Here is a 21471-nt window from a genome sequence, read left to right as displayed (position 1 = left end):
GACTAGGACACAGGACACGATGACGAACACCGCCACCGAAGCATCTTCGAATGCAGCTCTTGCAGCTCCTCAGCGCGAGGACGTCGCGCAGATGTTGATCGACCGTCTCGGTGATCAGCACCTGGGTCTGCGGACGCGGACGCAGGACTGGAGCTGGGACGAGGTGGTGCGCGAGAGCGCGGCGCGCGGCTCGCTTGCGAAGTCGCTTCGCGCGCCTGGACCGTTTCACATCGGAGTACTTCTGGAGAACGATCCCGAGTTCCTGTTCTGGCTCGGCGGCGCGGCCCTGACCGGGGCCACGATCGTCGGCATCAATCCGACCAGGCGTGGAGCTGAACTCGAGGCTGAGGTTCGGTACGTCGACTGCCAGCTGATCGTCACCGACAAAGCGGGCTACGAGAAGTTGTCCGGCCTTGACCTCGGACTGACCGAAGATCGTTTTGTTCTGGTCGACGACGCGTCATACCCGGACAAGATTTCCGCTCACCAGGTCGAGTCGCCTCAGGTCGACCTCGGCGTCGACGCGTCGACGCTGTTCTTGCTTCTCTTCACCTCGGGCACCACCGGAATGTCCAAGGCAGTGCGGTGCAGCCAGGGGCGTCTGACGCGGTTGGCCTACGCGAACTGCGCCAAGTACGACATCGACCGCGACGACGTCTGCTATTGCTGCATGCCGCTCTTCCACGGCAACGCGTTGATGGCTCTGTGGGCGCCGGCCCTTTCGCAGGGAGCTACGGTCTGCCTCGTTCGTAAGTTCACCGCCTCGGGATTCATGCCGGACGTTCGGTTCTACGGCGCAACATATTTCACCTACGTCGGTAAGGCTTTGGGGTATCTCATGGCGACGCCGGAACTGCCCGACGACATCGAGAACACCCTCACGCACGGCTTCGGGACCGAGGCGTCGCCGGGGGACAAGGCAGAGTTCATCCGTCGTTTCGGTGCGCAGCTTTTCGAGGGATACGGTTCGAGTGAAGGTGCCGGTTCGGTCGTGCTCGATCCGAACCAACCTGCCGGCGCGCTTGGCCGTCCCGCGAGCGAGAACATCGTCATCGTCGATCCCGATACCCGCGAAGAGCGACCCCGCGCAATTCTCGACGAGCACGGTCACGTGCTGAACCCCGACGAATCCATCGGCGAGATGGTCGACAAGGCCGGATCGAAGAAATTCGAGGGGTACTACAAGAACGAAGACGCAATTGCCGAGAAGATTCGCCACGGTTGGTACTGGACAGGCGATCTCGGCTACGTCGACGAGGCCGGGTTCATCTACTTCGCCGGACGTAAGGGTGACTGGATCCGCGTCGACGGTGAGAACACCTCGGCTTTGATGATCGAGCACATCTTGCGTCGGCACCCCAAAGTGATTGCCACGGGCGTCTTCGCGGTACCGGATCCGCGTTCGGGCGATCAGGTGATGGCAGCTGTCGAGGTCGCCGACTTTGCCGATTTCGATCCGGCCGAGTTCGCTGCCTACCTTGCCGCGCAGGCGGATTTGGGTACCAAGGCAGCGCCGCGATTTGTTCGTGTTTCGACTGATCTGCCCGTCACGGGCTCCAACAAGGTACTCAAACGTGAACTTCAAGCCGACCGCTGGCGGACCGACGAACCAGTGTTCCACTGGGTGGGCCGCGGTACTCCCGAATACACGTTGATGACCGAAGCTGACGTGGTGGACCTGGAGAAGGAGTTCGAGACGCACGGCCGCACGCGGTTCCTATGACACGGCCGCACGCGGTTCCTATGAGTGGTGTTGCGCTGGTTACCGGCGCTTCCCGAGGGATCGGCCGTGAGTGCGCGCTGGCATTCGCGCGCGCCGGATTCGACGTTGCAATCACTGCTCGCACCGTTCGTGAAGGCGAAGGGCGGGCGGCCCCGCGAACGAGGCAGGGGGAGCAGGTCATTCCGGTACCCGGCAGTCTGGAGACGACGGTTGCCGAGATCGAGTCCTTCGGTGTGCGCGCATTGGCCGTTCCGATGAACCTGCTCGATCTGGCCTCCGTCCGCGGCGCCGGTGAACGGGTGCTGGCGGAGTGGGGACATGTCGACGTTTTGGTGAACAACGCCTACGCACAGACGGTCGGAAACATGGACCGGGTGCTCGACATCGAGATCGACGACGCCCAGGCGATGGCGATCGGCAACTATCTGCACCAGCTCGCGTTGATTCAGGTGATACTGCCGTCGATGATCAAGAGCGGCAACGGGGTGGTCGTCAACCTCGCATCTGGTTCGGCGACCCTGGATCCGCCTGCGCCTCCCGGCGAGGGTGGTTGGGGTTTGTCGTACGCCGCGTCGAAGGCGTCGTTCGGACGTATCGCCGGAGCGATCAACTCGGAGTACCGAGGCGCCGGAATCAAAGCGTTCAACCTGAGTCCGGGATTTGTCATCACGGAATCAGGGAAAGCCCGTGGTGGCGCGGACGCGATAGTGGAAGCCGGATTTGCGGCCACACCGGCATCCGTGCCCGCCGCTGCTGCGGTGTGGCTTGCAACAGATCCGGATGCGGACCGGTTCCTCGGTCGCGTCGTGGACGGTCCGAAATTGATGGCGACACTGGAGGAAACGGTATGAAGCTCGGCGTAGTTGTTCCGGTCGAATTGGGTCGAAGTGGAGATCCCGACTGGATTCTGCAATTCGCCCGTGCGGCTGAATCGTTGGGTTTCGACGAGATCTCGGCCGTGGAGCACTCGGTGGTCATCGCGGATACGGCGAGCGAATACCCGTACTCTCCGACCGGAAAATCTCACCTACCCGATGACTGTGACATCCCGGATCCACTGGAACTACTGTCATTTGTTGCCGGCGCCACAACGACTTTGGGTCTGTCCACCGGAGTTCTGGTGCTTCCCAACCACAATCCGGTAGTGCTTGCCAAGCGCTTGGCGACGCTGGATCGACTTTCGGGTGGGCGATTGCGCATCTGTCTCGGTCTGGGCTGGATGAAAGAAGAGATCGAAGCGTGCGGCGGTGACTTCGAGCGCCGCGGCAAGGTAGCCGATGAGGCCATCGCGGTGATGCGTTCACTCTGGGAGGGCAAGGAAGCAGTCGATTTCGACGGCGATTACTTCTCGTTCAAGGGTGCGTACAGCTGGCCGAAGCCGCACCGCGAATCCGGAGTTCCGCTCTACATCGGTGGACACAGTCTCGCTGCTGCTAGGCGAGCAGGCCGGTTGGGTGATGGTTTCCAGCCGCTGGGACTGGCCGGTGAAGATCTCGACAAGGCTGTAGCGGCGATGAAAGCGGCTGCGGTGAAGGCAGATCGAGATCCTGCCGACGTATCGCTGGTACTCGGTGCGACACTGCCCAGACTCGACGAAGCGAAACTCGAGTGGGCACGCGGGTTGGGAGCCGATCGAATCGTGTTGTCCGCGAGCCGTCGTGGCACGTCGTTGGAATTGATCATCGACGAAATGGCTGAATGCTCGAAGCGGCTGGGGCTCGGCGCGTAGTCCTTTCTCTGATCAGGGATGCGCCAGCCCGTTCAGGACCATCGCGCCGACGAAGGCAGCGTTGTCGGCTGGGCTGTCCGATCGGCGGGTGAAGCACCTCAGTAGGAGGGTGTTGGTGATGCCTGCGGCGATGTCCATCGGAGCACTGATGGTCGACATCGCTCCGTTGTCCTGGCCGCGCTGCACAATCGGCGCGATGATCGAGGGAATGTTGAGTTTCTCTTTGAGCGAGAGCAGGCTCTCGGGCTCGCCGTAGGTGTCGTGGGCAACGGCAACCAGCAGTGCATCCATGAACTCGGTTTCGTCAGAGGCTAGTTGTGCGCAGCGGAGTAGGAAGTTCTCGATGATCGCGACGTCACCGAGACCGATCAGGATGTCGTCGGCAACGGTTTCTCGCAGTGAGTCCACGCGACTCTGAAGGGCTGCCACCAAGATGTGGGGCTTGGTGGGAAACAGTTTGTTGGCGGCGGCGCGGGGAACTGCCGCCGTGTCGGCGATGTCGTTGATCTGCGTCATGAAGTATCCGCGCTTGCCGAATTCGCTACGCGCAGCGGAGAGAAACGCCGCTCGCGGATCACGCGGCAGTGGACGCGGCTCGGCGGGCTGATCGATGGGACCGACAACGTCATCGAGGTGTTGGTGAAGGCCAGACATGTCGACGACGGCGCCCAGTATCGCGAGCAGTGCGTCGGACATGATGTCGGGTGAGACGGAGCGGGAATCGATGCGGCTACGAATGCGGAAGCCGTCGATCACCGCGTTGACCGTGACAGCGAAGGTCTTGGTGGTGAACGGCCTTCGGAGTGTTGCGTCGGTTTTCTCGAAAAGGGCCTCGTAGGCCGCGGATACGAGCTCGTCGCGTCGACGATATTCGTTTTCCAGAGCAGTGGAGGTTCGCCGGTGTGAGCCCGCAAAAATGTGTGAGAGAAGGCTTCTTGCAGTCGACGCGTCGTTGACGATTGCGTCGAATGCCTCTTTGACGAGAGTGGTGACCGTCGGACGAAGCGCGTCGTCGTTTGCGGCCAGCTGTGCACGCACGGTCTGCTTCACTTTGTCTGCGCTGTGCAAGGTCGATTCGGTGAGGCTGGTGATCACGGCCTCGATGAATTCGGATTTGGTGCGGAACTTGCGAAAGAACGTGGCCTGCGACGCACCGGCTTGGTTGACGACCTGTTCGCTCCGAAGTCCGCGTTCGAGAATGTCTCGAGGGGCCTCGACGAGAGACGTCACGCCGGCATCGACGAATTGCATGGTGGAGGCGTCGCGGTCAGTCATCGCCGGTCCTTCGGTCGTTCGACAGTCTCTCCCGCACATAACGGGCAAACAAGACTCTACCGAGGTCAAGGCCCACTCGAGTGGTGTTCTGAGAGTGTTCACTCTCGCTCGAGAGTTATCTCAGTCAACAAACGGAGTGACCCTGCGACCATGCTCCGTTTCCATGGGAGTTCGACCGCGCGAAAAGCCTGGAAGTTAGGGACACCACCGATGAAGACTGCTGACTCACCCAGCCTCAGTAGACGTGAAGTACAGGTGCTGTTGACCTGGATTCGCTGCGACTCGAAAGCCGAAGTCTCCCGTGAGTTGTACATCGCGGAGGGGACGGTGAATACGCATCTCGCGCGTATTCGAGGGAAGTACGACGAAGTGGGCCGGACAGCCCCGACGAAGATGGCGCTGCTTGCACGGGCCCTTCAGGACGGGCTGATCGGTATCGACGAACTCTGATCGAAGCGCGAGCGATCGGGTGCGTCGATCCGGGAAGTCAGTCGAGGGCGGTGGCGTCGGTTGTCGGCGTCTTGGTGCCGGGAGTCGCTTCGATGTCGAGAACGACCTGGCTGTCGGTGGCTTCTTCGGGGAAGACGTACCGACGCATGGCCCACCAGCGGAAGGCCGTCGCCAGCAGGGTCCCGATGATCGATCCGCTGATGAAGTCCGCGAAGTTCTCCATCAACACCGACACCTCGGGTTGACGCAGGTGGAACACGTACCTGGAGGTCCAGAGAGGTACCTGGTTGATGGCCAAACCGATACCCGCGACGATGAAGAACAGAGCGGCCTCGTGATGGCGCTGTCGACCACCGCGCTGAGCAAACGACCATTCGCGGTTGAGGACGTAAGACAGAACCGTCGCGATCAGGACCGCAAGGATGTTGGCCGTCACCGGGTGCTGAGGCAGAACCGTCCACTTGATGCCGAAGAACAGCACCGTGGTGACGATGAAGGCGATGCCGCCGACCACCAGGAACTTGAGCATTTCTGCGTGCGGCAGGACGCGCACGAGAATCCGCTCAGGAAGCCTATTGACCATCTTTTCGACAAACGCCATTGTTCGAGGCTAACCCTGAATACGACCGACGGCACAAATCGTCGATGCCCGTGTCGGCAAGATCATCAGAATCCGTACCCGAGAATTGCGGGCTTCTCTGCGTTGAAGGCGAAGTCGAAATTCCGGATTTCCCGCGGATCGGACGCGTGGAGTCGGTGCGCCGCCGCGAAGGTCTTGGCCTGGTGCTCGCCCAGGTACAAGCTGCTCAGGACATCAGAGGGCATCGTCATCGCGGGCTCCGCGTCAGTGGCCGTACAGGTGGCCTTGCCACCCTTGACCTGAAGTGCAAAAGTTCCGCCGGCCTTCAGGAACGGATCTTCGACCTTGATGACGGTGTCCAGGTCAGCAGCATATTCACGAGCCTCGAGAGCCGCGGGCACGTCCATGATGCGCAGCCACAGTCGATCGGAGCGCGTCGTCGTTCGGGCAAGGCGGTAGTCCGTCAGCATCAGCCGGAGTGGATCGGCAGGATGTTGGCGTGTCTCGATCCGGGTGACGAGGTCGAGGCCGCAGATCGTGCGCCACAGCGCCGCGTGCGCGTCTTCGGTGATCGTCACGAACTCGTCGATCCGGGCGATGCTGTCGCGGCCCTCGCTCGTGTGCCGGTAAGCGATGTATCCGTCCGCGTGTGTCAGAAAGAACAGTCCGGAGGCGCCGTCACGATCCTCGGACGGGTCGGCGAACATGTGGTCCCAGAGCGGTTGCGGACGCAATTGAGCGCCGGGTGTCAGCAGTCGCCAGCGGTCGTAGATCTCGGGTAGAAGCGTCGAGGCAGCTTTGACGTCGACGATCGACACGCCACCGTTGTCGGGCACCTCGGGGCGGAACCGCGCGAAGCGGCGATCGAGGGTGATGCCCTCGCTGAAGGTGGCCGGGCCGTATCCGAAGCGGTTGTAGATGCCGGCCTCGCTGGCCGTCAGGGCGGCAAGTGGTGCTCCGGTCGACTCGATGTGGGCGTGAAGTGCAGTGAACATCGAGCGTAGGACGCCACGGCGACGGTGAGTCGGTGCGACGGATACCCAGGTGATCCCACGCGTGGGGAGCTGGCGTCCGCCGGGCACGGTGAATTCCATGTCGATTTCGATGGCCACGCCGACGGGTAGGTCACCGTCGACGGCGAGGATGATGTCCTCGGGCTTGTAGAGAGCCTTCGTCAGTTCGCTGACCGCGGGAGACGGGTGAAAACCGAACCCCACCGAGTCGAGTAGTTGGAGAGCCGGCCAGTCGCTCTCGGTAGCGGTGCGGATGGTGATCTTGTTTTCGGGGCTCACGTATATCGACTTTGGCATAGATTGCGTGAAGACGCACATGAATATCGGGGCTGACGTTTCCGCACCGGCTCCCAGGGGTACCGCCCGACGGACCAGTCCTGCGGCACGGAGAAAACCGATACGGAGAAACACTGTGGCGATCACCGACATCAAGGAATATGCCCATCTCACCGAGGAAGACGTCGAAGCGCTCGGGCGCGAGTTGGACGCCATTCGGCTCGACATCGAGGAGAAGCGCGGCGCGCACGATGCTCGATATATCCAGCGGACGATCGCGTTTCAACGCTCTCTGATGGTGGCCGGCCGCATCGTCTTGTTCGCCAGCAAGAAGAAGCCTGCCTGGATTCTGGGGACTGCGCTGCTTGGGGTCGGCAAGATCATCGAGAACATGGAACTCGGCCACAACATCATCCACGGTCAGTGGGACTGGATGAACGATCCCGAGATTCACTCGAGCAACTGGGAGTGGGACAACACCTGCCCGTCCTCGGGATGGAAGCACTCGCACAACTTCACTCATCACAAGTTCACCAACATCGTCGGCCTCGACAACGATGTCGGCTACGGCATCATGCGCGTCACGCGCGATCAGAAGTGGCACGCCGACTATCTCTTCCAACCGATCACGAATTTCGTGCTGGCGACCCTCTTCGAGTGGGGCGTCGCACTGCATCACCTCGAGACCGACAAGCTTCGCAAGGGCGAGGTGAAGTGGTCCGAGAAATCGGAGATGGCCAAGGACGTCGGAAAGAAGATCGCGCGACAGGTGGCGAAGGATTACATCCTGTTCCCCGCCCTGACCGGCCCGGCGTGGAAGACCACGTTGACGGCCAACGCCGTTGCAAATCTCATCCGCAACTATTGGAGTTACGCCGTCATCTTCTGCGGGCACTTCCCCGACGGTGCCGAGAAGTTCACGCTCGAGGAATTCGAGAACGAATCCCGCGCTCAGTGGTACTTACGACAGATGCTGGGGTCCGCCAACTTTCATGCCGGCCCCGTCATGGCCTTCATGAGCGGCAACCTCTGCTACCAGATCGAGCATCACTGCTTCCCTGACCTGCCGAGCAATCGGTACTCGGAAATCGCGGTGCCGCTGCGGGACTTGTGTGACAAGTACGACCTCCCGTACACCACCGGGCCGCTGTGGAAGCAGTACGGATTGACGTTGCGGACCATCTGGAAGTTGTCGCTGCCCAACAGGTTTCTCTCCGCGTCCCAGGACGATGCTCCGGAGACGCACTCGGAGTTGAAGTTCCGCATCCGCGGCGGAATCAAGGAAGTCTTCGGCGTCGATCCGCAGACCGGTAAGCGGCGAGGCCTGCGAACTGCGATCGCGATGGTGTCGAGCTGATCGGTTACCGCTTGTGGGCCATCGAACGAACTACGAGATCGCCGGTCGACTGGATCGCCTGAACCAACACGATCAAGATCACGACAGCGACGAACAACACCGGGGTGTTGAATCGTTGGTAGCCGTACTTGATCGCGAAGTCGCCGAGACCGCCGGCGCCGATGGCGCCTGCCATGGCTGAGAAACCGATCAGCATCACCGCCGTCAGGGTCGCTCCGGCTACCAATCCCGGAACTGATTCGGGCAGTAGGACCTTGGTGATGATGTCCTTGTCGGTGGCGCCCATGGATCGTGCTGCTTCGACGCGTCCGGAATCGACCTCACGCAGTGCGTTCTCGACGACGCGAGCGAAGAAGGGCACCGAGCCGATGGTCAGCGGGACGATCGCTGCCGTCGCCCCGAGCGCTGTTCCGACGATCGCCCGCGTCGCCGGGATGAGGAGGACCAACAGAATCACGAACGGCAGCGAACGGCCGATGTTCACCACGGTGCCCAGTACCGAATTGAGAACGCGGTTCGGACGGATTCCGTCGGGCGCGCTCGCGTGCAACAGAACGCCGAGGGCGATACCGATGATCACGGTGAGCACGAACGAGACGCCGACCATGTAGAGCGTGTCGAGTAGGGCTTCCCATGCTTCGCCCAGGGAATCCTGCCAGGACGTCTTGTTCATGAGAACGTCACCTTCACTCCGCGCTGCGAAAGATGTTCTTCGACAGACTTTCTTGTCTCTTCGTCGTTGGCGAGTCCGGTGTGCGAGGCGAACTCCACGCGAAGGCGGCCGACCTGATGGGTTCCGATGTCCTCGATACCGCCGGAGATCACGGTGACGTCGACATCGAGATCACGCGAGAGTTGGGAAATCACGGGCGAGGTCGACAGCGAATCGACAAAGGTGAGGAGTGCCGGAATTCCGGTCGGGGACGTTCGCACCGTTCCGGTCGGCAGTAGCGCCTCGCCGAGGGGTGAGTCCGGGTCCGCAACCAGTTCGGTGAGCGTTCCCTCGTCGACGATGCGTCCCTGGTCGATCAGGGCGGCGCGGTGACAGATCCGTCGAACCACGTTGAGCTCGTGGGTGATCAGAACGATGGTCACACCCAGACGTCGATTGAGGTCGGCGAGCAGGTCGAGGATCGAATCGGTCGTATCCGAGTCGAGGGCGCTCGTGGCTTCGTCGCACAGGAGGACATCGGGAGAAGCCGCCAAGGCCCTCGCGATCCCGACCCGTTGTTTCTGTCCGCCGGACAGTTGCGAAGGGAAGGCGTCACGTCGGTCTTCCAGGCCGACCAACTCGATCAGCTCGTCGACGCGGGCACGGCGATCTGCCCGCGAGTACCCCGCCACTTCGAGAGGAAAGGCGATGTTGGCGGCGACCGAGCGGGAGTGCAGCAGGTTGAAATGCTGGAACACGACACCGATCCGCTTGCGTGCATCGCGCAACTGCGCCGGGCTCAACGCGGTCAGATCGGTGTCGCCCAACAGAATCCGGCCACTGGTCGGGCGTTCGAGCAGGTTGAGGCAGCGCAGCAGAGTCGATTTACCGGCGCCGCTCTTGCCGATGATGCCGAAGATCTCGCCGTCTTCGATTTTCAGGGACACGGAATCGAGTGCATGCAGAACCTTTGTGCCGCTGCGGTATTCTGTGCCGCTGCGGTATTCCTTGGAGACCGATTCGATCGAGAAGACCATGACGGGTCTCGATCAGGTGGCGCTGGCCGGAATGACCGAGCCCTGGTAGGTCTGCTCGATGAACGTCGCGACGTCGGTGGACGTCAATGCCTCGGCCAACTTCTGCACTCGCGCATCGTTTTCGAGGGAGGTACGAACCGTCAGGACGTTGGCGTACGGGTTGCCCTCGGCCTTCTCGAGCACCAGTGCGTCCTTGGCGGGATTGAGGCCGCCTTCGATTGCGTAGTTGCCGTTGATGATTGCGAGATCGACATTTCCGTCGTCGAGAGTGCGCGGAAGCTGCGGGGGATCGACCTGGGTGAACGTGAGTCCCTTGGGGTTGTCGATGATGTTCTTCTCGCTGATCTGCGTGATGTCGGTGCCGGGGGCGCCCAACTGCTGATCGAGCTTGATCAAACCGGCCTGCTGCAGCAGGTACAGCCCACGGGCGAAGTTCGTCACGTTGTTGGACAAAGCGACCGTTGCGCCCTGGCGCAGGTCGGCCAGGTTGGTGACCTTCTTGGAATATGCACCGAGGGGCTCGACGTGGACCTTCGCCACGGCGACCAGGTCGTCGACGCCCTTTTCCTTCGACCACGATTCCTGGTACGGCACGTGCTGGAAGAAGTTGGCGTCGGTGTCGCCCGCTTCGAGCACCTCGTTGGCGTCGAGGTCGCCGGTGATCTCGCTGACCTCGATCTTGGTGTCGCCGAGCAGGCCCTTATCTTCGACGAACTTCAAGATCTCGGCGTGCGGAACCGAAGAAGCGACGATGCGAAGGGGCGCGTTCTCATCGGAGGAAGTGTCGCTCGAGCACGCTGCGACGGTTCCGACTGCGACGGCGGCCACTGCGAAGGCAGCGAGGAATCTTCTGGTGCGCGAGCGTGACATGTGAATCTCCAAGACATAGCCGAATGTCACGCCGAGATGGCGTGACAGTTGCTGAACGCTAGCCCGGTAAACCTCCCGTGAGGAGATACAGAATCACCGCGATTTTTTCCTGTACCTATTGTCCGAGCAGGATGACCGGAACGTCCTCGGCAAAATCGACTACCAATTCACGACGCGAGAACAACCAGGTGCCGTCGACCTTTTCGAAGCTGTCCTGATAACGAATCTCGATCCGGTTGTCCCGGTGGCCCTCGCCCCGCGGATAGATGTGGTGAGCGGAGCAGTAGGCCTCACCGTGCGCGGTGGTGGGGCTGTCGAGGTCGAGGATCTGCTGCTCGACGATGTGCCGGGTCGAGTGCAGATGTGAGACGGCGTCGACCACCGAACTGCTGACGACGGTGTTCCCACGTATCTCCGTCGGCGCATCCGTTCCGTTCAATGCCGGCGGCAAGACGAATGCCACGTCGTCAGTGAAGAGAGCCGCAAGCGCGGTGGTGTTTCGGCGGTCCACGGCCTGTGCATACCTGGCGGCCAAGTCGGTGAGAGCGACGCGATCCGAGGAGTCCATGGGCATATCTCACCCTATGTGACGCCGCTCATGTTTCGGCTTCCCGCTCAACGAGACATTCACAGCGCCCACCTGGGCATCTGGTTAGCGTCCAGACCAAGAGTTGCCAGCCATGAATGCCATAGGAGAAACAGCGATGGATCTGAGGGAATCGCCCGAGCAGCAGGAGCTCCGCAAGGAGTTGCGCGCGTACTTCGCGGCGCTGCTGCCGGAAGAGAAGCGTCGCGCGGCCGGCGAGCAAGGTGTGGGCGGCGAGTACTTCCGCGAGATCGTGAAGTTGCTGGGTAAGGACGGCTGGCTCGGCATCGGTTGGCCCAAGGAATTCGGTGGACAGGGCCGCTCCATCGAAGAACAGTTCGTGTTCTTCGACGAGGTTCAGCGCGCGGGACTGCCGTTCCCCTTCGTGACGGTCAATACCGTCGGGCCGACGTTGATGAAGTACGGCACCGAAGAGCAGAAGGAACGATTCCTGCCCGGCATTCTTGCCGGCGACATCGTCTTCGCCATCGGCTACACCGAGCCCGAGGCCGGCACCGACCTCGCATCACTCAAGACTCGTGCGGTTCTCGACGGTGACGAGTGGATCGTCGACGGCAACAAGATCTTCACCAGTGGCGCAAACACCGCCGACTACGTGTGGCTGGCCTGCCGCACCGACGCGGACGCCCCCAAGCACAAGGGCATCTCGATCCTGATCGTCCCCACGGAGGACGCAGGCTTCGAGTGGTCACCGATCAACACCGTCGGCGGTTTGATGGTGACGTCCACGTACTACTCCGGCATTCGTGTTCCGTCGAAGGACGTTGTCGGCGAGGTCAACGGCGGCTGGCAGCTCATCACCGCTCAGCTCAATCACGAACGAATCGGCTTGGCGGCCATCGGTGGTCGCACGTACGGTCTGTGGAACCTGGTTCTGGACTGGGCCAAGGAAAACGGCGCCATCAACATCCCGTGGGTGCAGCAGGACTTCGCTCGTACACACGCCAAGCTCGAGGCCATGCGACTGCTGAACTGGAAGATGACGGCAGCCGTCGCACAGGACACGCTCTCCGGAGCCGACGCCGGCGCTACCAAGACGTACGGGACCGAGACTCACGTCGACGTCTACCGCACTCTGCTCGGAATTCTCGGCTCCGCCGGACGCATCCGCCCCGAGTCTCCGGGCGCTTTGCTTGCCGGTCAGATCGAGCAGATCTCGCGTCAGGGTGTTGTCAATACCTTCGGCGGCGGCGTCAACGAGGTTCTGCGTGACATGGTCGGCACCATCGGCTTGGGACTCGTTCGCGAAAAGAGGGGCAAGTGAGCGACATTTCGGCGCAACTCGACGCTTTTGTCGGCCAGACGCTTGTTCCCACAACCTGGGGACCCGACGAGGTCAACATCCCCATGATCCGGCATTGGGCCGAGACCATGGGCGATACCAACCCCGTCTACCTCGACGACGACGCTGCCCGCGCCACCGGCCGTGACGGCGTCGTCGCTCCGGCTCAGATGCTCCAGGTCTGGATCATGCGGACGTTCACCGACAAGATGGCGGGCAACGACCCGTCGCAGGTGTGGACCGATCTGATCGCCACCCTCGACGCGGCCGGCTACAGTTCCGTCGTCGCCACCGATTCCGATCAGGAGTTCTTCGCCGAACTGCGCCCAGGCGATCGCGTGAACTACACCGAGGTCATCGAGTCGATTTCCCCTGAAAAGAAGACCGGACTCGGCGTCGGACACTTCGTGACGACGCTCAAGACGTACCGCAACGGCGACGACGAAGTTGTCGGCACGCAGCGGTGGCGGACACTGCGGTTCAAGCCGCGGGAAGCCAAGGCTCCGGAGGCTCCGCGCGCACTGCGTCCGCGTCCGGCTCTCAACGGGGACAACGCTTTCTGGTTCGAAGCGGCCAAAGAGCACCGTCTGGTGATCCAGCGCTGCACGTCCTGCAAGACGTTGCGTCATCCCACCGGCCCGATGTGCGGCGAGTGCCAGTCACTCGAGTGGGACACGATCGACGCGTCGGGGCGTGGCACGGTGTACAGCTTCGTGGTCAATCATCACCCCAAGATCGACGCGTTCGACTACCCGCTCATCGTTGCGGTAATCGAACTCGAAGAGGGAACCCGATTGATCGCCAACATGGTGGGTATCGCGCCCGAAGATGTCGTGGTCGACATGCCCGTGGAACTTGACTGGATCGACGCCGACCCGGATCTGACGCTTCCCGCGTTCCGGCCGGCCGTACGCGAGGAGCACTGATGGACTTCAATTTCAGCGAAGAGCAGGACGCGATTCGCTCACTGGCCGACGAGGTCTTCACCAGCAAGGCAACGATCGAGCGCACCAAGGAGATCGAACTCTCCGCCGAGCGTGTCGACCGCGAACTGTGGCGAGAACTCGCGAGTACCGGCCTGCTCGGTATCGCACTGCCCGAGGAGTTCGGCGGCGGCGGACTCGGCTTGTCCGAGCTGTACGCACTGCTGGAGGAGCAGGGCCGTCACGTTGCGGCCGTGCCGATCTGGGAAACGACCCTTGCGGCATTGGCTGTCAACGAGTTCGGTTCCGATTCCCTTCGTGCCGAGCTCCTTCCGAGTGTTGCCGACGGCAGTCGATTCCTGACCGTCGGGCTCGAGGAATTCGGGCCGTACACGGGCGGCGACCCGCTGACCACGGCCGAGCAGGACGCCGACGGCAACTGGACCGTGACGGGTGAGAAGGCAGTAGTGCCGATGACTCACGTCGCGAACCTTGCTCTCGTTTCGGCAACCGCTTCCACCGGTACGGCACTGCTGCTTGTGGACCTGAATGCCGAAGGAGTGACGCTCGAACAGACGCAGTCCACCAACTGGGAGATCTGTGCCAACGTCACCTTTGCCGGTGCCCCCGCGCAGCTGATCGGTGCGGCTGACGGCACCACGGTTCCGTGGCTGATCGACCGAGTTGAGCTGGCATTGGCCGCAATTCAATGGGGTGTCGGCTCGGGTGCAGTCGTGCAGGCTGTCACGTACCTGAACGGCCGCAAGCAGTTCGGCCGTCCGCTGGCGACCTTCCAGGCCGTCAATCATCAACTCGCTGACTGCTACATCGATCTCGAAGCGATGAGGGTGACACTGTGGCAGGCCGCCTGGCGTATCTCCGAGGGATTGGATCTCGGCACCTCGGTACTGGTCGCCAAGTGGTGGGCAACCGACGGCGGACAGCGCGTCGTGCATCGCACCACGCATGTCCACGGCGGTATGGGCGTCGACACCGACTACCCGGTTCACCGTCACCTCCTGTGGGGCAAGCAGATTGCTGCCACCCTCGGCGGTTCCAGCTCCGATCTCGCGCGTCTGGGTGCGCAGCTCGCATCCGGTGTGGAGGTGCTCGCATGACCGTTCTTGCCGGTCGTAGCTACGCAGACGTCGTTGTCGGAGAGGCATTGCCCGAGTTGACGATCCCGCTGACCCGCACGTTGATCGTCGCCACGGCAATCGCCACTCGCGATTTTCAGGACGTGCACCACGATCCGAGCCTGGCCCAAGAGCGCGGATCCAAGGATGTCTTCATGAACATCCTCACGAGCAACGGTCTTGTCGGTCGATACGTCACGGACTGGGCCGGATCTGCATCGACCTTGCGCCGCATCGCCATTCGTCTCGGGGCGCCCAACTACCCGGGTGACACCATGACGATGACCGGTGAGGTCGTGTCCAAGGAAGACGGAGTGGTCGTGGTCAAGGTGCAGGGTGCAAACAGCCTCGGCAACCATGCATCCGGCACCGTCGCAGTCGCTTTCAAGGAAGAGGAGAGGCCCTGATGGCGATCAGCCCACTCTCGGGAGCCGCCGCCATCGTCGGCATCGGATCCACCGAGTTCTCCAAGAACTCCGGCCGCACCGAACTGCAGTTGGCGTGTGAGGCCATCGTCGCGGCACTCGCTGACGCCGGTATCGATCCGTCCGAGGTCGACGGTCTGTCCACCTACACGTCGGAGACAAACGGCGAAGCCATTGTGGCTCGCAACTGTGGCCTCGGCGAGCTGAAGTTCTTCTCGCGCATTCACTACGGTGGCGGCGCCGCGTGTGCCACCGTGCAGCAGGCGGCCATGGCAGTTGCGACGGGTGTTGCCGACGTCGTGGTTTGTTACCGCGCCTTCAACGAGCGCTCCGGTGTGCGCTACGGCCTTGGGCAGCACGATCGCCCCATGGACAGTACCGCGGATCGCGCGGCATATGCGTGGATGACTCCGCAGGGATTGTCGACTCCCGCTCAGTGGGTCGCCATGTTCGCCCGCCGCTACATGCACCAGTACGGTGCGACGAGTGAGGACTTCGGACGAGTTGCAGTGGTGGCGCGCAAGCATGCCGCCAACAACCCGGCTGCCTGGTTCTACGAGCGTCCGATCACACTCGAAGACCATCAGAACTCGCGCTGGATCGCCGAGCCTCTGCATCTGCTCGACTGCTGCCAGGAAACCGACGGCGGCCAGGCATTGGTCATCGTCTCTGCCGAGCGTGCAAAGGATCTGGCCAACAAGCCCGTCATCATCAAGGGCGCCGCTCAGGGCAGTAGCAAGGATCAGCACATGATGACCAGCTACTACCGTCCTGACATCTCGGGTATCCCGGAGATGGGCCTGGTTGCTCGTCAGTTGTACGGCCAGAGCGGCCTGACCCCTGATGACATCAACGCCGCGATTCTGTACGACCACTTCACCCCGTTGGTGCTTCCGCAGCTCGAAGAACTGGGCTTCTGCAAGCCAGGCGAAGCCAAGGACTTCATTCGCGAAGGCAACCTCGAGATCGGTGGACGCTTGCCGTCCAACACTCACGGTGGTCAGGTCGGCGAGGCATACCTGCACGGCGTCAACGGAATTGCCGAAGGTGTGCGACTGGTCCGAGGAACGTCGACCAATCAGCCCGATGGCGTCGAAAACGTCTTGGTCACAGCCGGAACGGCAGTGCCCACCAGCGGTCTCGTTCTGGGCGCTGTTTAAGAGAGGAAATGACAGTGACAACTTCGGAAGCTGCGAAGACCGCCGGCGATTGGCGCGGAGCCGATCTCGGCACCCGCACCGTGGCGTACACCGAGCGCGACGCGATCTTGTACGCACTCGCCGTGGGCGCCAAGTCAACCGAGCTGGACCTCGTCTTCGAGGATCAGCTTCGGGTACTGCCGACTTTTGCTCTGACGCTGGCACAGTGGGCTCCCGACGCTCTGGGCTCGGCGGGCGCCTTCGACACCTCGACGGCACTGCACGGCTCGCAAGAGTTGAAAGTGCTTGCTCCGCTTCCGCGTAGCGGTGAGGTGACGTTGAAGGCTTCGGTCGGCGAGGTGTGGGACAAGGGCGCAGCAGCGGTGTTCGAAGTGAAGGTGGAATGCGAATACTTCGTCGCGACCTGGTCACTTTTTGCTCCCGGTGCCGGTGGATTCGGCGGAGAACGTGGACCCTCACGTCCGGCGGAGCCGACCGGTGAGCCTTCGCTGACCGGTGTGCTGACCACAGCGGAGAACCAGACGGCGATGTACCGGCTCCTGGGCGACAAACACCACATCCACATCGATCCCGAGGCTGCGGCGCGGATCAACCAGCCGCGTCCGATCATGCACGGGCTGTGTACGTTGGCCGCCAGCACACTCGAGCTTGCTCGGGTCGCCGGAGTGCATCCGGCTGATCTTGTCAGTCTCGAAGGTCGATTCGCTGCGGCGATCCATCCGGGTGAGTCGCCGTCCATCATTGCGTGGGGAACTCCCGACGACTTGGCTTTCCAGGTCACCAAGGGTGATCAGGTAGCGATTTCCGGTGCACGAGTGAGCTTCTCCGCTCACTAGTCCCTCCAGACTCAACTGCGGGGTGCTTGACCCCTTGTCGCGCCCCGCAGTTGTTTGCACGAAGAAGCAGCCCCTGAGCGATTCGCTCAGGGGCTGCTCTGTGCTTGTGTTCAGTCCTGATGGGTCGCCATGTAGCGAGCCGGGTACTCACCGCCGCCGTGAACGGCGATGTCGGCGCCGTTGACGTACGAGGAGAGTGGGCTCGCCAGGAACAGGCAGGAGTTTGCGATATCGGCCGGGACGGCCATGCGCTCCATCGGAATGGTCCTGGTGACCGCCGCGCCGCCGTCGGCGCCGTAGACCTCGGCGGCAGCCTCGGTACGGATCAGGCCGGTGGTGATGTGGTTGATCCGGACCTTCGGCGCCCATTCGAGGGCCAATGCCTTGGTCAGAACGAGGAGGCCGGCCTTGGCTGCGCTGTACGCCGCGGTTCCGGGCTGCGGATCGATTGCCGAGACACTGCCGATGTTGATGATGGCACCGCCGTCGTCCTGAGTCTGCATCACTGCGTTGGCGGCCTGGGCAACGTTGAAGGGTGCCAACAGGTTCAGGGCCACGATCTTCTCGACGAAGCGGGGTGACACCGTCGCAGCATCGGCATCGGGGGAGCCGCCGGCGTTGTTGACCAGGACGTCCAGACGGCCGAAGCGCTCGACGGCATCCTGGACGAGGGCTGCGGCGTCGGCGGGATCGCGGACGTCCGTGGCGCGAAAGGCTGCGCTACGGCCGTCGGCGGTGGGTAGGTTTTCGGGCTCGTTACGGCCACAGACCAGCACGTTCGCACCCGCGGCGAGGAAGGTTTCGGCGATGACGTAGCCGATGCCTTTGGTGCCGCCGGTGACGATCACCGAGCGTCCGCTGAAATCGACGGGGTTGGGCAGTGTCACGGTGGAGCCTTCCTGGTGCGGTGCCGAGCTGAATTGCCGCCCAATGTGATTGACGCGACGTGGTCGCACACCTTAGGGTCAAGCAAGTGCTTGGTTGTTTTGTAGGTCGAGTGTAGACGACAAACGGCGGCAGTCACCAGAATCGACCGGTCCTTCCCGCAAAGGGACCTCTGCGTCGACAGACATTGGAGTAGTCACATGGGCAAGCTCGAAGGCAAAGTTGCACTCATCACGGGTGCGGGTCAGGGAATCGGGCAGGGGATTGCCCTGGCCTTGGCCAAAGAGGGCGCCGTGATCGCCGTTGCCGGTCGCACCGAATCCAAGTTGCACACCACCTGCGGACTACTCGCTGACATCGGTGCGCGCGGTGAGGCCGTGGTTTGTGACGTCAGCAAGAAGGACGACATCACGGCGGCCGTGGACCGTACCGTCGAACTGTTCGGCGGAATCGACATCCTGGTCAACAACGCCAACGACTGCAAGCCCGGCCCGCTCTTGAGCGTGCTGGACGAAGACTTCGAGCGTTCTTTCGCGACGGGCCCACTCGCCACCCTGCGCATGATGCAGGCGTCGTACCCGCACATGAACAGTCGTGGGGGCGGCGTCATCATCAACATGGTCACCTCGGCCGCCGTGCGCTGGGATGCCAGTAACTACGGCGCTTACGGTTCCATCAAGGAAGGCATGCGCTCGTTGACCCGCGCTGCCGCCTGTGAATGGGGCAAGGACAACATCCGCGTTCTCAATGTTGCCCCGCACGCCAAGACCCCCGCGTTGCAGTGGTGGATGGACAAGAATCCGGAAGAGGCTGCGGCTTTTGTCGCGGGTATCCCGCTGGGACGCGTCGGAGATCCCGAGACCGACATCGGTCGTGCCGTCGTCTTCCTCGTCAGTGAAGACGCCGGTTACCTGACGGGTGCCACGATCCCGCTCGACGGCGGTCAGTCGCGCTGGGGCTGACCGCCATCGACTCGATCAGGTCATCACGGCGCCGCCGTCGACGGCAATCGTCTGCCCGGTGACGTTGCGAGCCTTGTCGCTGAGCAAGAACGCGACCATCTCGGCGATGTCTCCGGGCGTCTGGGCTCGACCCATCGGAACCATTTGGGCAACAAAAGAATCGAAGACATCAGCATCGGAAACGCCCGCTAGTGCAGCATCGCGCCGACGCAGTTCCTTGATGGTTCGCAGCCACATGTCGGTGAGGATCAGCCCGGGCATGACCGTGTTCGAACGGAGCCCTCGAGTCGCGCCGATCCGGGCGACGCTGTGACTCATCTCGATCACGGCGGCCTTCGACGGTCCGTAGTGCGCGAGCATGTCACCGCCCAAGCGGGCACCGATCTACGCCAAGGCTTTCCAGGCGTGCTGCGGTGTCGGCGAGTGCAGCCTCTTCGATGTCGAGTAGAAGCAGGGTGCCGAAGTCCTCGGCAAGCCGCTCGGCAATAGCGGCGCCCAACCCGGCCGCTGCGCCCGTGACAATGGCTACGGGCGCGCTCACGGCAGGTGCGTTTCGAGCAGTGGGGCAAGCAGTTCGGCTGCGCGCGCTGCCGTGATGACCTCGCTCGGATCCACCTTGGTGACGACTTTCGAAGCAGAATCTTCGTAGACGTGCTCACCGATGAGTCGACCCTGCTCGTCGTACGGCCAGACGAATGCCAAGGTCCGACGTACGAGATACCAACCGTCGGAGTCGATGCCCGACGACTGTTCAGGGGCTGCGGACGTGGATCCGCCCGATTCGTGCACCGCGCCGAACACCCTGTCTCCGAGGATCGATCCAGGAACGAATTGACTGAAGAGTGTCTCACCCGAGAACCCGCTGTCCGATACCGCGAAGTCGGACTTCCCGGTCCACATGACAAGGGTGTCCGTCTCGGCGAGTGACTGGTAGAAGTTGGTGACGGCGTCCATGCCGTCGAGGACAATCGACTGACCGTCTTCGAACAACCGGTAGACGGGTTCTTCGACGGTCATGTCCGGCGAGAGGATTTCCTTGTAGCGACCGGAGACCTCGAGCAAGGCGTGGCGTCGGTAGTTACGGAGGATCTTCTGGTGCCGCGGATTGTCGATGGTTTCCAATTGCTTTTCGACGCCATCCATCATGTGGACGAATTCGTGCTCGTACTTGCTCATCACATCTCCTGGTTTCGCAGATTCGGCGGGCTGTCCGGATCTGCGACAACTGTGACCTGGCGAGGCATTCGCTGTACATGTAGATCTTCGTTCGAGAATTGCCAGTTTGCTTAACTCCGCTGTTCAGATACCGTGATGGTCGTCACTTTAAGTCGGTCGGCGGGTCGAAAACAACCGAATGGACGGTAATGAAGAAGGCGAGAAGAGGCGAAGATCTGAATCTGCGTTTGGTGTCCTCGTTGCTCGTCGTCGTAGCGGAAGGGCACTTCGGGCGAGCGGCAGACCGGCTGTTCGTCACCACGCCCGCCCTCAGTCAGCAGATTCGTCGACTCGAGGAGCAGGTGGGAGTCGAGTTGGTCGATCGCAGTTCGCATCCGGTGGTGCTCACCGCCGCGGGTGAGGTGTTCGTCGCGGATGCGCGGCCCGCTCTCGAGTTTGCCGTTCGCGCGATGAACGGTCTCGACGCACTCGAGCGTCGGCGGGCCAGGCGGTTGCGGATCGGATTCATCAACGGGGCTGCCGGGAGTTTGGGGCGTGCGGTGATCGATTCGTTGCATGCGGAGGTGGAGCTCGTCCAGTTGGATTGGTCCCAACAGGTTTCCGCGGTGGCGAGCGCGACCGTCGACGCGGCATTCGTGCGACCGCCACTGCCGGTGCTCGACGGTGTGGTGCTCGAACGGATAGGCGTCGAACCGCGGGTGGTGGCTCTGCCTCGAGGGCACCGACTGGCGGGCCGTACGAGCATCGAGATTTCTGAAATAGATGGGATGGTGCAGGTTTCGAGTGACGGTGCACCACTCGAATGGGTGAAATGGTGGTCGGTGGACCCGCGCCCGAGTGGTGTACCCGTCCGGTACGGTCCCTCGGTCCGCACGATGGACGAAGCACTCGAGGTTGTCGCCAACGGTCGGGCGGTGGTGATAACGGCAGCAACCATTGCCGAGTACTACACCCGCTCGGATATCAGTTTCGTGCGCATTTCCGACATCGAGCAGTGTTCGATCGATCTGTGTACCCGCGAGGGCGACAGCAGTCCGGCAGTGATCGAGCTACGCAAAGCTGTTGCGGCCCAGGGTGCCGCCAGGTGATTGCCGTGTCCTGATGTGATGCGCATGTA

Annotated in this window: 24 protein-coding genes; 13 read left to right on the top strand and 11 right to left on the bottom strand. The window is 62.2% G+C overall.

Annotation, left to right across the window (positions count from 1 at the left end; translation table 11 throughout):
• Positions 1–19 precede the first annotated feature (19 nt).
• The 3 genes from FEZ59_RS10215 to FEZ59_RS10205 are packed head-to-tail and all read left to right on the top strand — an operon-like array spanning position 20 to position 3452.
• Positions 20–1723 (top strand): AMP-binding protein, encoded by a 1704-nt coding sequence (locus FEZ59_RS10215; RefSeq protein WP_051636507.1) that lies wholly within the window; start codon positions 20–22, stop codon positions 1721–1723.
• Positions 1724–1743: 20 nt separating this feature from the next.
• Positions 1744–2574, top strand: coding sequence for an SDR family oxidoreductase (locus FEZ59_RS10210; protein WP_020909144.1), 831 nt, complete (start codon positions 1744–1746; stop codon positions 2572–2574).
• A complete protein-coding gene (locus FEZ59_RS10205; protein ID WP_019745306.1) occupies positions 2571–3452 on the top strand; it encodes an LLM class F420-dependent oxidoreductase in 882 nt (293 codons plus the stop codon). The genes FEZ59_RS10210 and FEZ59_RS10205 overlap by 4 nt, the downstream gene beginning before the upstream one ends.
• A gap of 12 nt (positions 3453–3464) precedes the next feature.
• Here FEZ59_RS10205 and FEZ59_RS10200 read toward each other — a convergent pair whose 3' ends face one another.
• Positions 3465–4727, bottom strand: coding sequence for a TetR/AcrR family transcriptional regulator (locus FEZ59_RS10200; RefSeq protein WP_134999027.1), 1263 nt, complete (start codon positions 4725–4727; stop codon positions 3465–3467).
• A 210-nt stretch (positions 4728–4937) separates the two neighbouring features.
• Here FEZ59_RS10200 and FEZ59_RS10195 point away from each other — a divergent pair, with 210 nt between their 5' ends.
• Positions 4938–5177: a LuxR C-terminal-related transcriptional regulator gene (locus tag FEZ59_RS10195; protein ID WP_020909141.1), complete on the top strand. Its 240-nt coding sequence runs from the start codon at positions 4938–4940 to the stop codon at positions 5175–5177.
• A 37-nt stretch (positions 5178–5214) separates the two neighbouring features.
• Here the strand turns inward: FEZ59_RS10195 and FEZ59_RS10190 are convergent, their stop codons facing one another.
• Positions 5215–5778 (bottom strand): GtrA family protein, encoded by a 564-nt coding sequence (locus tag FEZ59_RS10190; RefSeq protein WP_029256256.1) that lies wholly within the window; start codon positions 5776–5778, stop codon positions 5215–5217.
• 65 nt (positions 5779–5843) lie between these two features.
• Positions 5844–7199, bottom strand: coding sequence for an enhanced intracellular survival protein Eis (locus FEZ59_RS10185; protein ID WP_172932597.1), 1356 nt, complete (start codon positions 7197–7199; stop codon positions 5844–5846).
• Here FEZ59_RS10185 and FEZ59_RS10180 point away from each other — a divergent pair.
• Positions 7183–8403 (top strand): fatty acid desaturase, encoded by a 1221-nt coding sequence (locus FEZ59_RS10180; RefSeq protein WP_003939858.1) that lies wholly within the window; start codon positions 7183–7185, stop codon positions 8401–8403. The two genes, FEZ59_RS10185 and FEZ59_RS10180, sit on opposite strands and share 17 nt — an antisense overlap.
• 4 nt (positions 8404–8407) lie before the next feature.
• Here FEZ59_RS10180 and FEZ59_RS10175 read toward each other — a convergent pair whose 3' ends face one another.
• The 4 genes from FEZ59_RS10175 to FEZ59_RS10160 form a co-directional block, all read right to left on the bottom strand.
• The gene (locus tag FEZ59_RS10175; protein WP_007732650.1) at positions 8408–9076 is read right to left on the bottom strand and encodes a methionine ABC transporter permease; all 669 of its coding nucleotides are present in this window, start codon (positions 9074–9076) and stop codon (positions 8408–8410) included.
• On the bottom strand, positions 9073–10092 hold the full coding sequence (locus tag FEZ59_RS10170; RefSeq protein WP_172932596.1) for an ATP-binding cassette domain-containing protein: 1020 nt from the start codon (positions 10090–10092) through the stop codon (positions 9073–9075). Before FEZ59_RS10170 ends, FEZ59_RS10175 begins: the two co-directional genes overlap by 4 nt.
• A gap of 12 nt (positions 10093–10104) precedes the next feature.
• Positions 10105–10962: a MetQ/NlpA family ABC transporter substrate-binding protein gene (locus tag FEZ59_RS10165; protein ID WP_172932595.1), complete on the bottom strand. Its 858-nt coding sequence runs from the start codon at positions 10960–10962 to the stop codon at positions 10105–10107.
• Between the two features lie 115 nt (positions 10963–11077).
• Complete coding sequence (locus FEZ59_RS10160) at positions 11078–11536, bottom strand: nuclear transport factor 2 family protein (protein ID WP_141488376.1); 459 nt, start codon at positions 11534–11536, stop codon at positions 11078–11080.
• A 130-nt stretch (positions 11537–11666) separates the two neighbouring features.
• On the opposite strand from FEZ59_RS10160, the gene FEZ59_RS10155 reads away from it, so the two are divergent.
• The 6 genes from FEZ59_RS10155 to FEZ59_RS10130 are packed head-to-tail and all read left to right on the top strand — an operon-like array spanning position 11667 to position 17331.
• Positions 11667–12833 (top strand): acyl-CoA dehydrogenase family protein, encoded by a 1167-nt coding sequence (locus FEZ59_RS10155; protein ID WP_172932594.1) that lies wholly within the window; start codon positions 11667–11669, stop codon positions 12831–12833.
• Positions 12830–13777, top strand: coding sequence for a MaoC family dehydratase N-terminal domain-containing protein (locus FEZ59_RS10150; RefSeq protein ID WP_172932593.1), 948 nt, complete (start codon positions 12830–12832; stop codon positions 13775–13777). The genes FEZ59_RS10155 and FEZ59_RS10150 overlap by 4 nt, the downstream gene beginning before the upstream one ends.
• Positions 13777–14892, top strand: a complete 1116-nt coding sequence (locus FEZ59_RS10145; RefSeq protein ID WP_172932592.1) for an acyl-CoA dehydrogenase family protein — start codon at positions 13777–13779, stop codon at positions 14890–14892. The genes FEZ59_RS10150 and FEZ59_RS10145 overlap by 1 nt, the downstream gene beginning before the upstream one ends.
• Positions 14889–15317 carry a MaoC family dehydratase gene (locus FEZ59_RS10140; protein ID WP_172932591.1) on the top strand — a complete coding sequence of 143 codons (429 nt, stop codon included), beginning with the start codon at positions 14889–14891 and terminating at the stop codon, positions 15315–15317. The genes FEZ59_RS10145 and FEZ59_RS10140 overlap by 4 nt, the downstream gene beginning before the upstream one ends.
• On the top strand, positions 15317–16495 hold the full coding sequence (locus tag FEZ59_RS10135) for a lipid-transfer protein (RefSeq protein WP_020909132.1): 1179 nt from the start codon (positions 15317–15319) through the stop codon (positions 16493–16495). Before FEZ59_RS10140 ends, FEZ59_RS10135 begins: the two co-directional genes overlap by 1 nt.
• A gap of 14 nt (positions 16496–16509) precedes the next feature.
• On the top strand, positions 16510–17331 hold the full coding sequence (locus FEZ59_RS10130) for a MaoC/PaaZ C-terminal domain-containing protein (protein ID WP_020970788.1): 822 nt from the start codon (positions 16510–16512) through the stop codon (positions 17329–17331).
• A gap of 110 nt (positions 17332–17441) precedes the next feature.
• On the opposite strand, the gene FEZ59_RS10125 is transcribed toward FEZ59_RS10130, so the two are convergent.
• Positions 17442–18218, bottom strand: a complete 777-nt coding sequence (locus tag FEZ59_RS10125) for an SDR family oxidoreductase (protein WP_003940546.1) — start codon at positions 18216–18218, stop codon at positions 17442–17444.
• 198 nt (positions 18219–18416) lie between these two features.
• On the opposite strand from FEZ59_RS10125, the gene FEZ59_RS10120 reads away from it, so the two are divergent.
• Positions 18417–19178: an SDR family oxidoreductase gene (locus tag FEZ59_RS10120; RefSeq protein ID WP_020909130.1), complete on the top strand. Its 762-nt coding sequence runs from the start codon at positions 18417–18419 to the stop codon at positions 19176–19178.
• A gap of 15 nt (positions 19179–19193) precedes the next feature.
• Here the strand turns inward: FEZ59_RS10120 and FEZ59_RS10115 are convergent, their stop codons facing one another.
• From FEZ59_RS10115 to FEZ59_RS10110, 3 genes are read right to left on the bottom strand one after another with little or no spacing between them, the layout of a single operon-like run.
• Positions 19194–19538, bottom strand: coding sequence for an SDR family oxidoreductase (locus FEZ59_RS10115; protein WP_019745294.1), 345 nt, complete (start codon positions 19536–19538; stop codon positions 19194–19196).
• A gap of 1 nt (position 19539) precedes the next feature.
• Entirely contained in the window at positions 19540–19719 is a 180-nt protein-coding gene (locus FEZ59_RS30010; protein ID WP_020909129.1) for an SDR family NAD(P)-dependent oxidoreductase, read from the bottom strand.
• Positions 19716–20354 (bottom strand): hypothetical protein, encoded by a 639-nt coding sequence (locus FEZ59_RS10110; protein WP_172932589.1) that lies wholly within the window; start codon positions 20352–20354, stop codon positions 19716–19718. Before FEZ59_RS10110 ends, FEZ59_RS30010 begins: the two co-directional genes overlap by 4 nt.
• Before the next feature lie 188 nt (positions 20355–20542).
• Here FEZ59_RS10110 and FEZ59_RS10105 point away from each other — a divergent pair, with 188 nt between their 5' ends.
• The gene (locus FEZ59_RS10105; RefSeq protein WP_021345537.1) at positions 20543–21442 is read left to right on the top strand and encodes a LysR family transcriptional regulator; all 900 of its coding nucleotides are present in this window, start codon (positions 20543–20545) and stop codon (positions 21440–21442) included.
• Positions 21443–21471: the final 29 nt, after the last annotated feature.

Origin of the sequence: Rhodococcus sp. MS13, from assembly GCF_013277835.1 — a bacterium.
GTDB classification, from domain to species: domain Bacteria; phylum Actinomycetota; class Actinomycetes; order Mycobacteriales; family Mycobacteriaceae; genus Rhodococcus_F; species Rhodococcus_F erythropolis.
The sequence above is the reverse complement of the archived record's forward strand: the minus strand, read 5'-3'. Positions and strand labels throughout refer to the sequence as shown.

Bases quoted from the DNA above. Each gene is read 5' to 3' on its own strand.
- FEZ59_RS10215 (WP_051636507.1), top strand. From the start codon at position 20: ATGACGAACACCGCCACCGAAGCATCTTCGAATGCAGCTCTTGCAGCT.
- FEZ59_RS10210 (WP_020909144.1), top strand. From the start codon at position 1,744: ATGAGTGGTGTTGCGCTGGTTACCGGCGCTTCCCGAGGGATCGGCCGT.
- FEZ59_RS10205 (WP_019745306.1), top strand. From the start codon at position 2,571: ATGAAGCTCGGCGTAGTTGTTCCGGTCGAATTGGGTCGAAGTGGAGAT.
- FEZ59_RS10200 (WP_134999027.1), bottom strand. From the start codon at position 4,727: ATGACTGACCGCGACGCCTCCACCATGCAATTCGTCGATGCCGGCGTG.
- FEZ59_RS10195 (WP_020909141.1), top strand. From the start codon at position 4,938: ATGAAGACTGCTGACTCACCCAGCCTCAGTAGACGTGAAGTACAGGTG.
- FEZ59_RS10190 (WP_029256256.1), bottom strand. From the start codon at position 5,778: ATGGCGTTTGTCGAAAAGATGGTCAATAGGCTTCCTGAGCGGATTCTC.
- FEZ59_RS10185 (WP_172932597.1), bottom strand. From the start codon at position 7,199: ATGTCGGTGATCGCCACAGTGTTTCTCCGTATCGGTTTTCTCCGTGCC.
- FEZ59_RS10175 (WP_007732650.1), bottom strand. From the start codon at position 9,076: ATGAACAAGACGTCCTGGCAGGATTCCCTGGGCGAAGCATGGGAAGCC.
- FEZ59_RS10170 (WP_172932596.1), bottom strand. From the start codon at position 10,092: ATGGTCTTCTCGATCGAATCGGTCTCCAAGGAATACCGCAGCGGCACA.
- FEZ59_RS10165 (WP_172932595.1), bottom strand. From the start codon at position 10,962: ATGTCACGCTCGCGCACCAGAAGATTCCTCGCTGCCTTCGCAGTGGCC.
- FEZ59_RS10160 (WP_141488376.1), bottom strand. From the start codon at position 11,536: ATGCCCATGGACTCCTCGGATCGCGTCGCTCTCACCGACTTGGCCGCC.
- FEZ59_RS10155 (WP_172932594.1), top strand. From the start codon at position 11,667: ATGGATCTGAGGGAATCGCCCGAGCAGCAGGAGCTCCGCAAGGAGTTG.
- FEZ59_RS10145 (WP_172932592.1), top strand. From the start codon at position 13,777: ATGGACTTCAATTTCAGCGAAGAGCAGGACGCGATTCGCTCACTGGCC.
- FEZ59_RS10140 (WP_172932591.1), top strand. From the start codon at position 14,889: ATGACCGTTCTTGCCGGTCGTAGCTACGCAGACGTCGTTGTCGGAGAG.
- FEZ59_RS10135 (WP_020909132.1), top strand. From the start codon at position 15,317: ATGGCGATCAGCCCACTCTCGGGAGCCGCCGCCATCGTCGGCATCGGA.
- FEZ59_RS10120 (WP_020909130.1), top strand. From the start codon at position 18,417: ATGGGCAAGCTCGAAGGCAAAGTTGCACTCATCACGGGTGCGGGTCAG.
- FEZ59_RS10115 (WP_019745294.1), bottom strand. From the start codon at position 19,538: ATGCTCGCGCACTACGGACCGTCGAAGGCCGCCGTGATCGAGATGAGT.
- FEZ59_RS10110 (WP_172932589.1), bottom strand. From the start codon at position 20,354: ATGAGCAAGTACGAGCACGAATTCGTCCACATGATGGATGGCGTCGAA.
- FEZ59_RS10105 (WP_021345537.1), top strand. From the start codon at position 20,543: ATGAAGAAGGCGAGAAGAGGCGAAGATCTGAATCTGCGTTTGGTGTCC.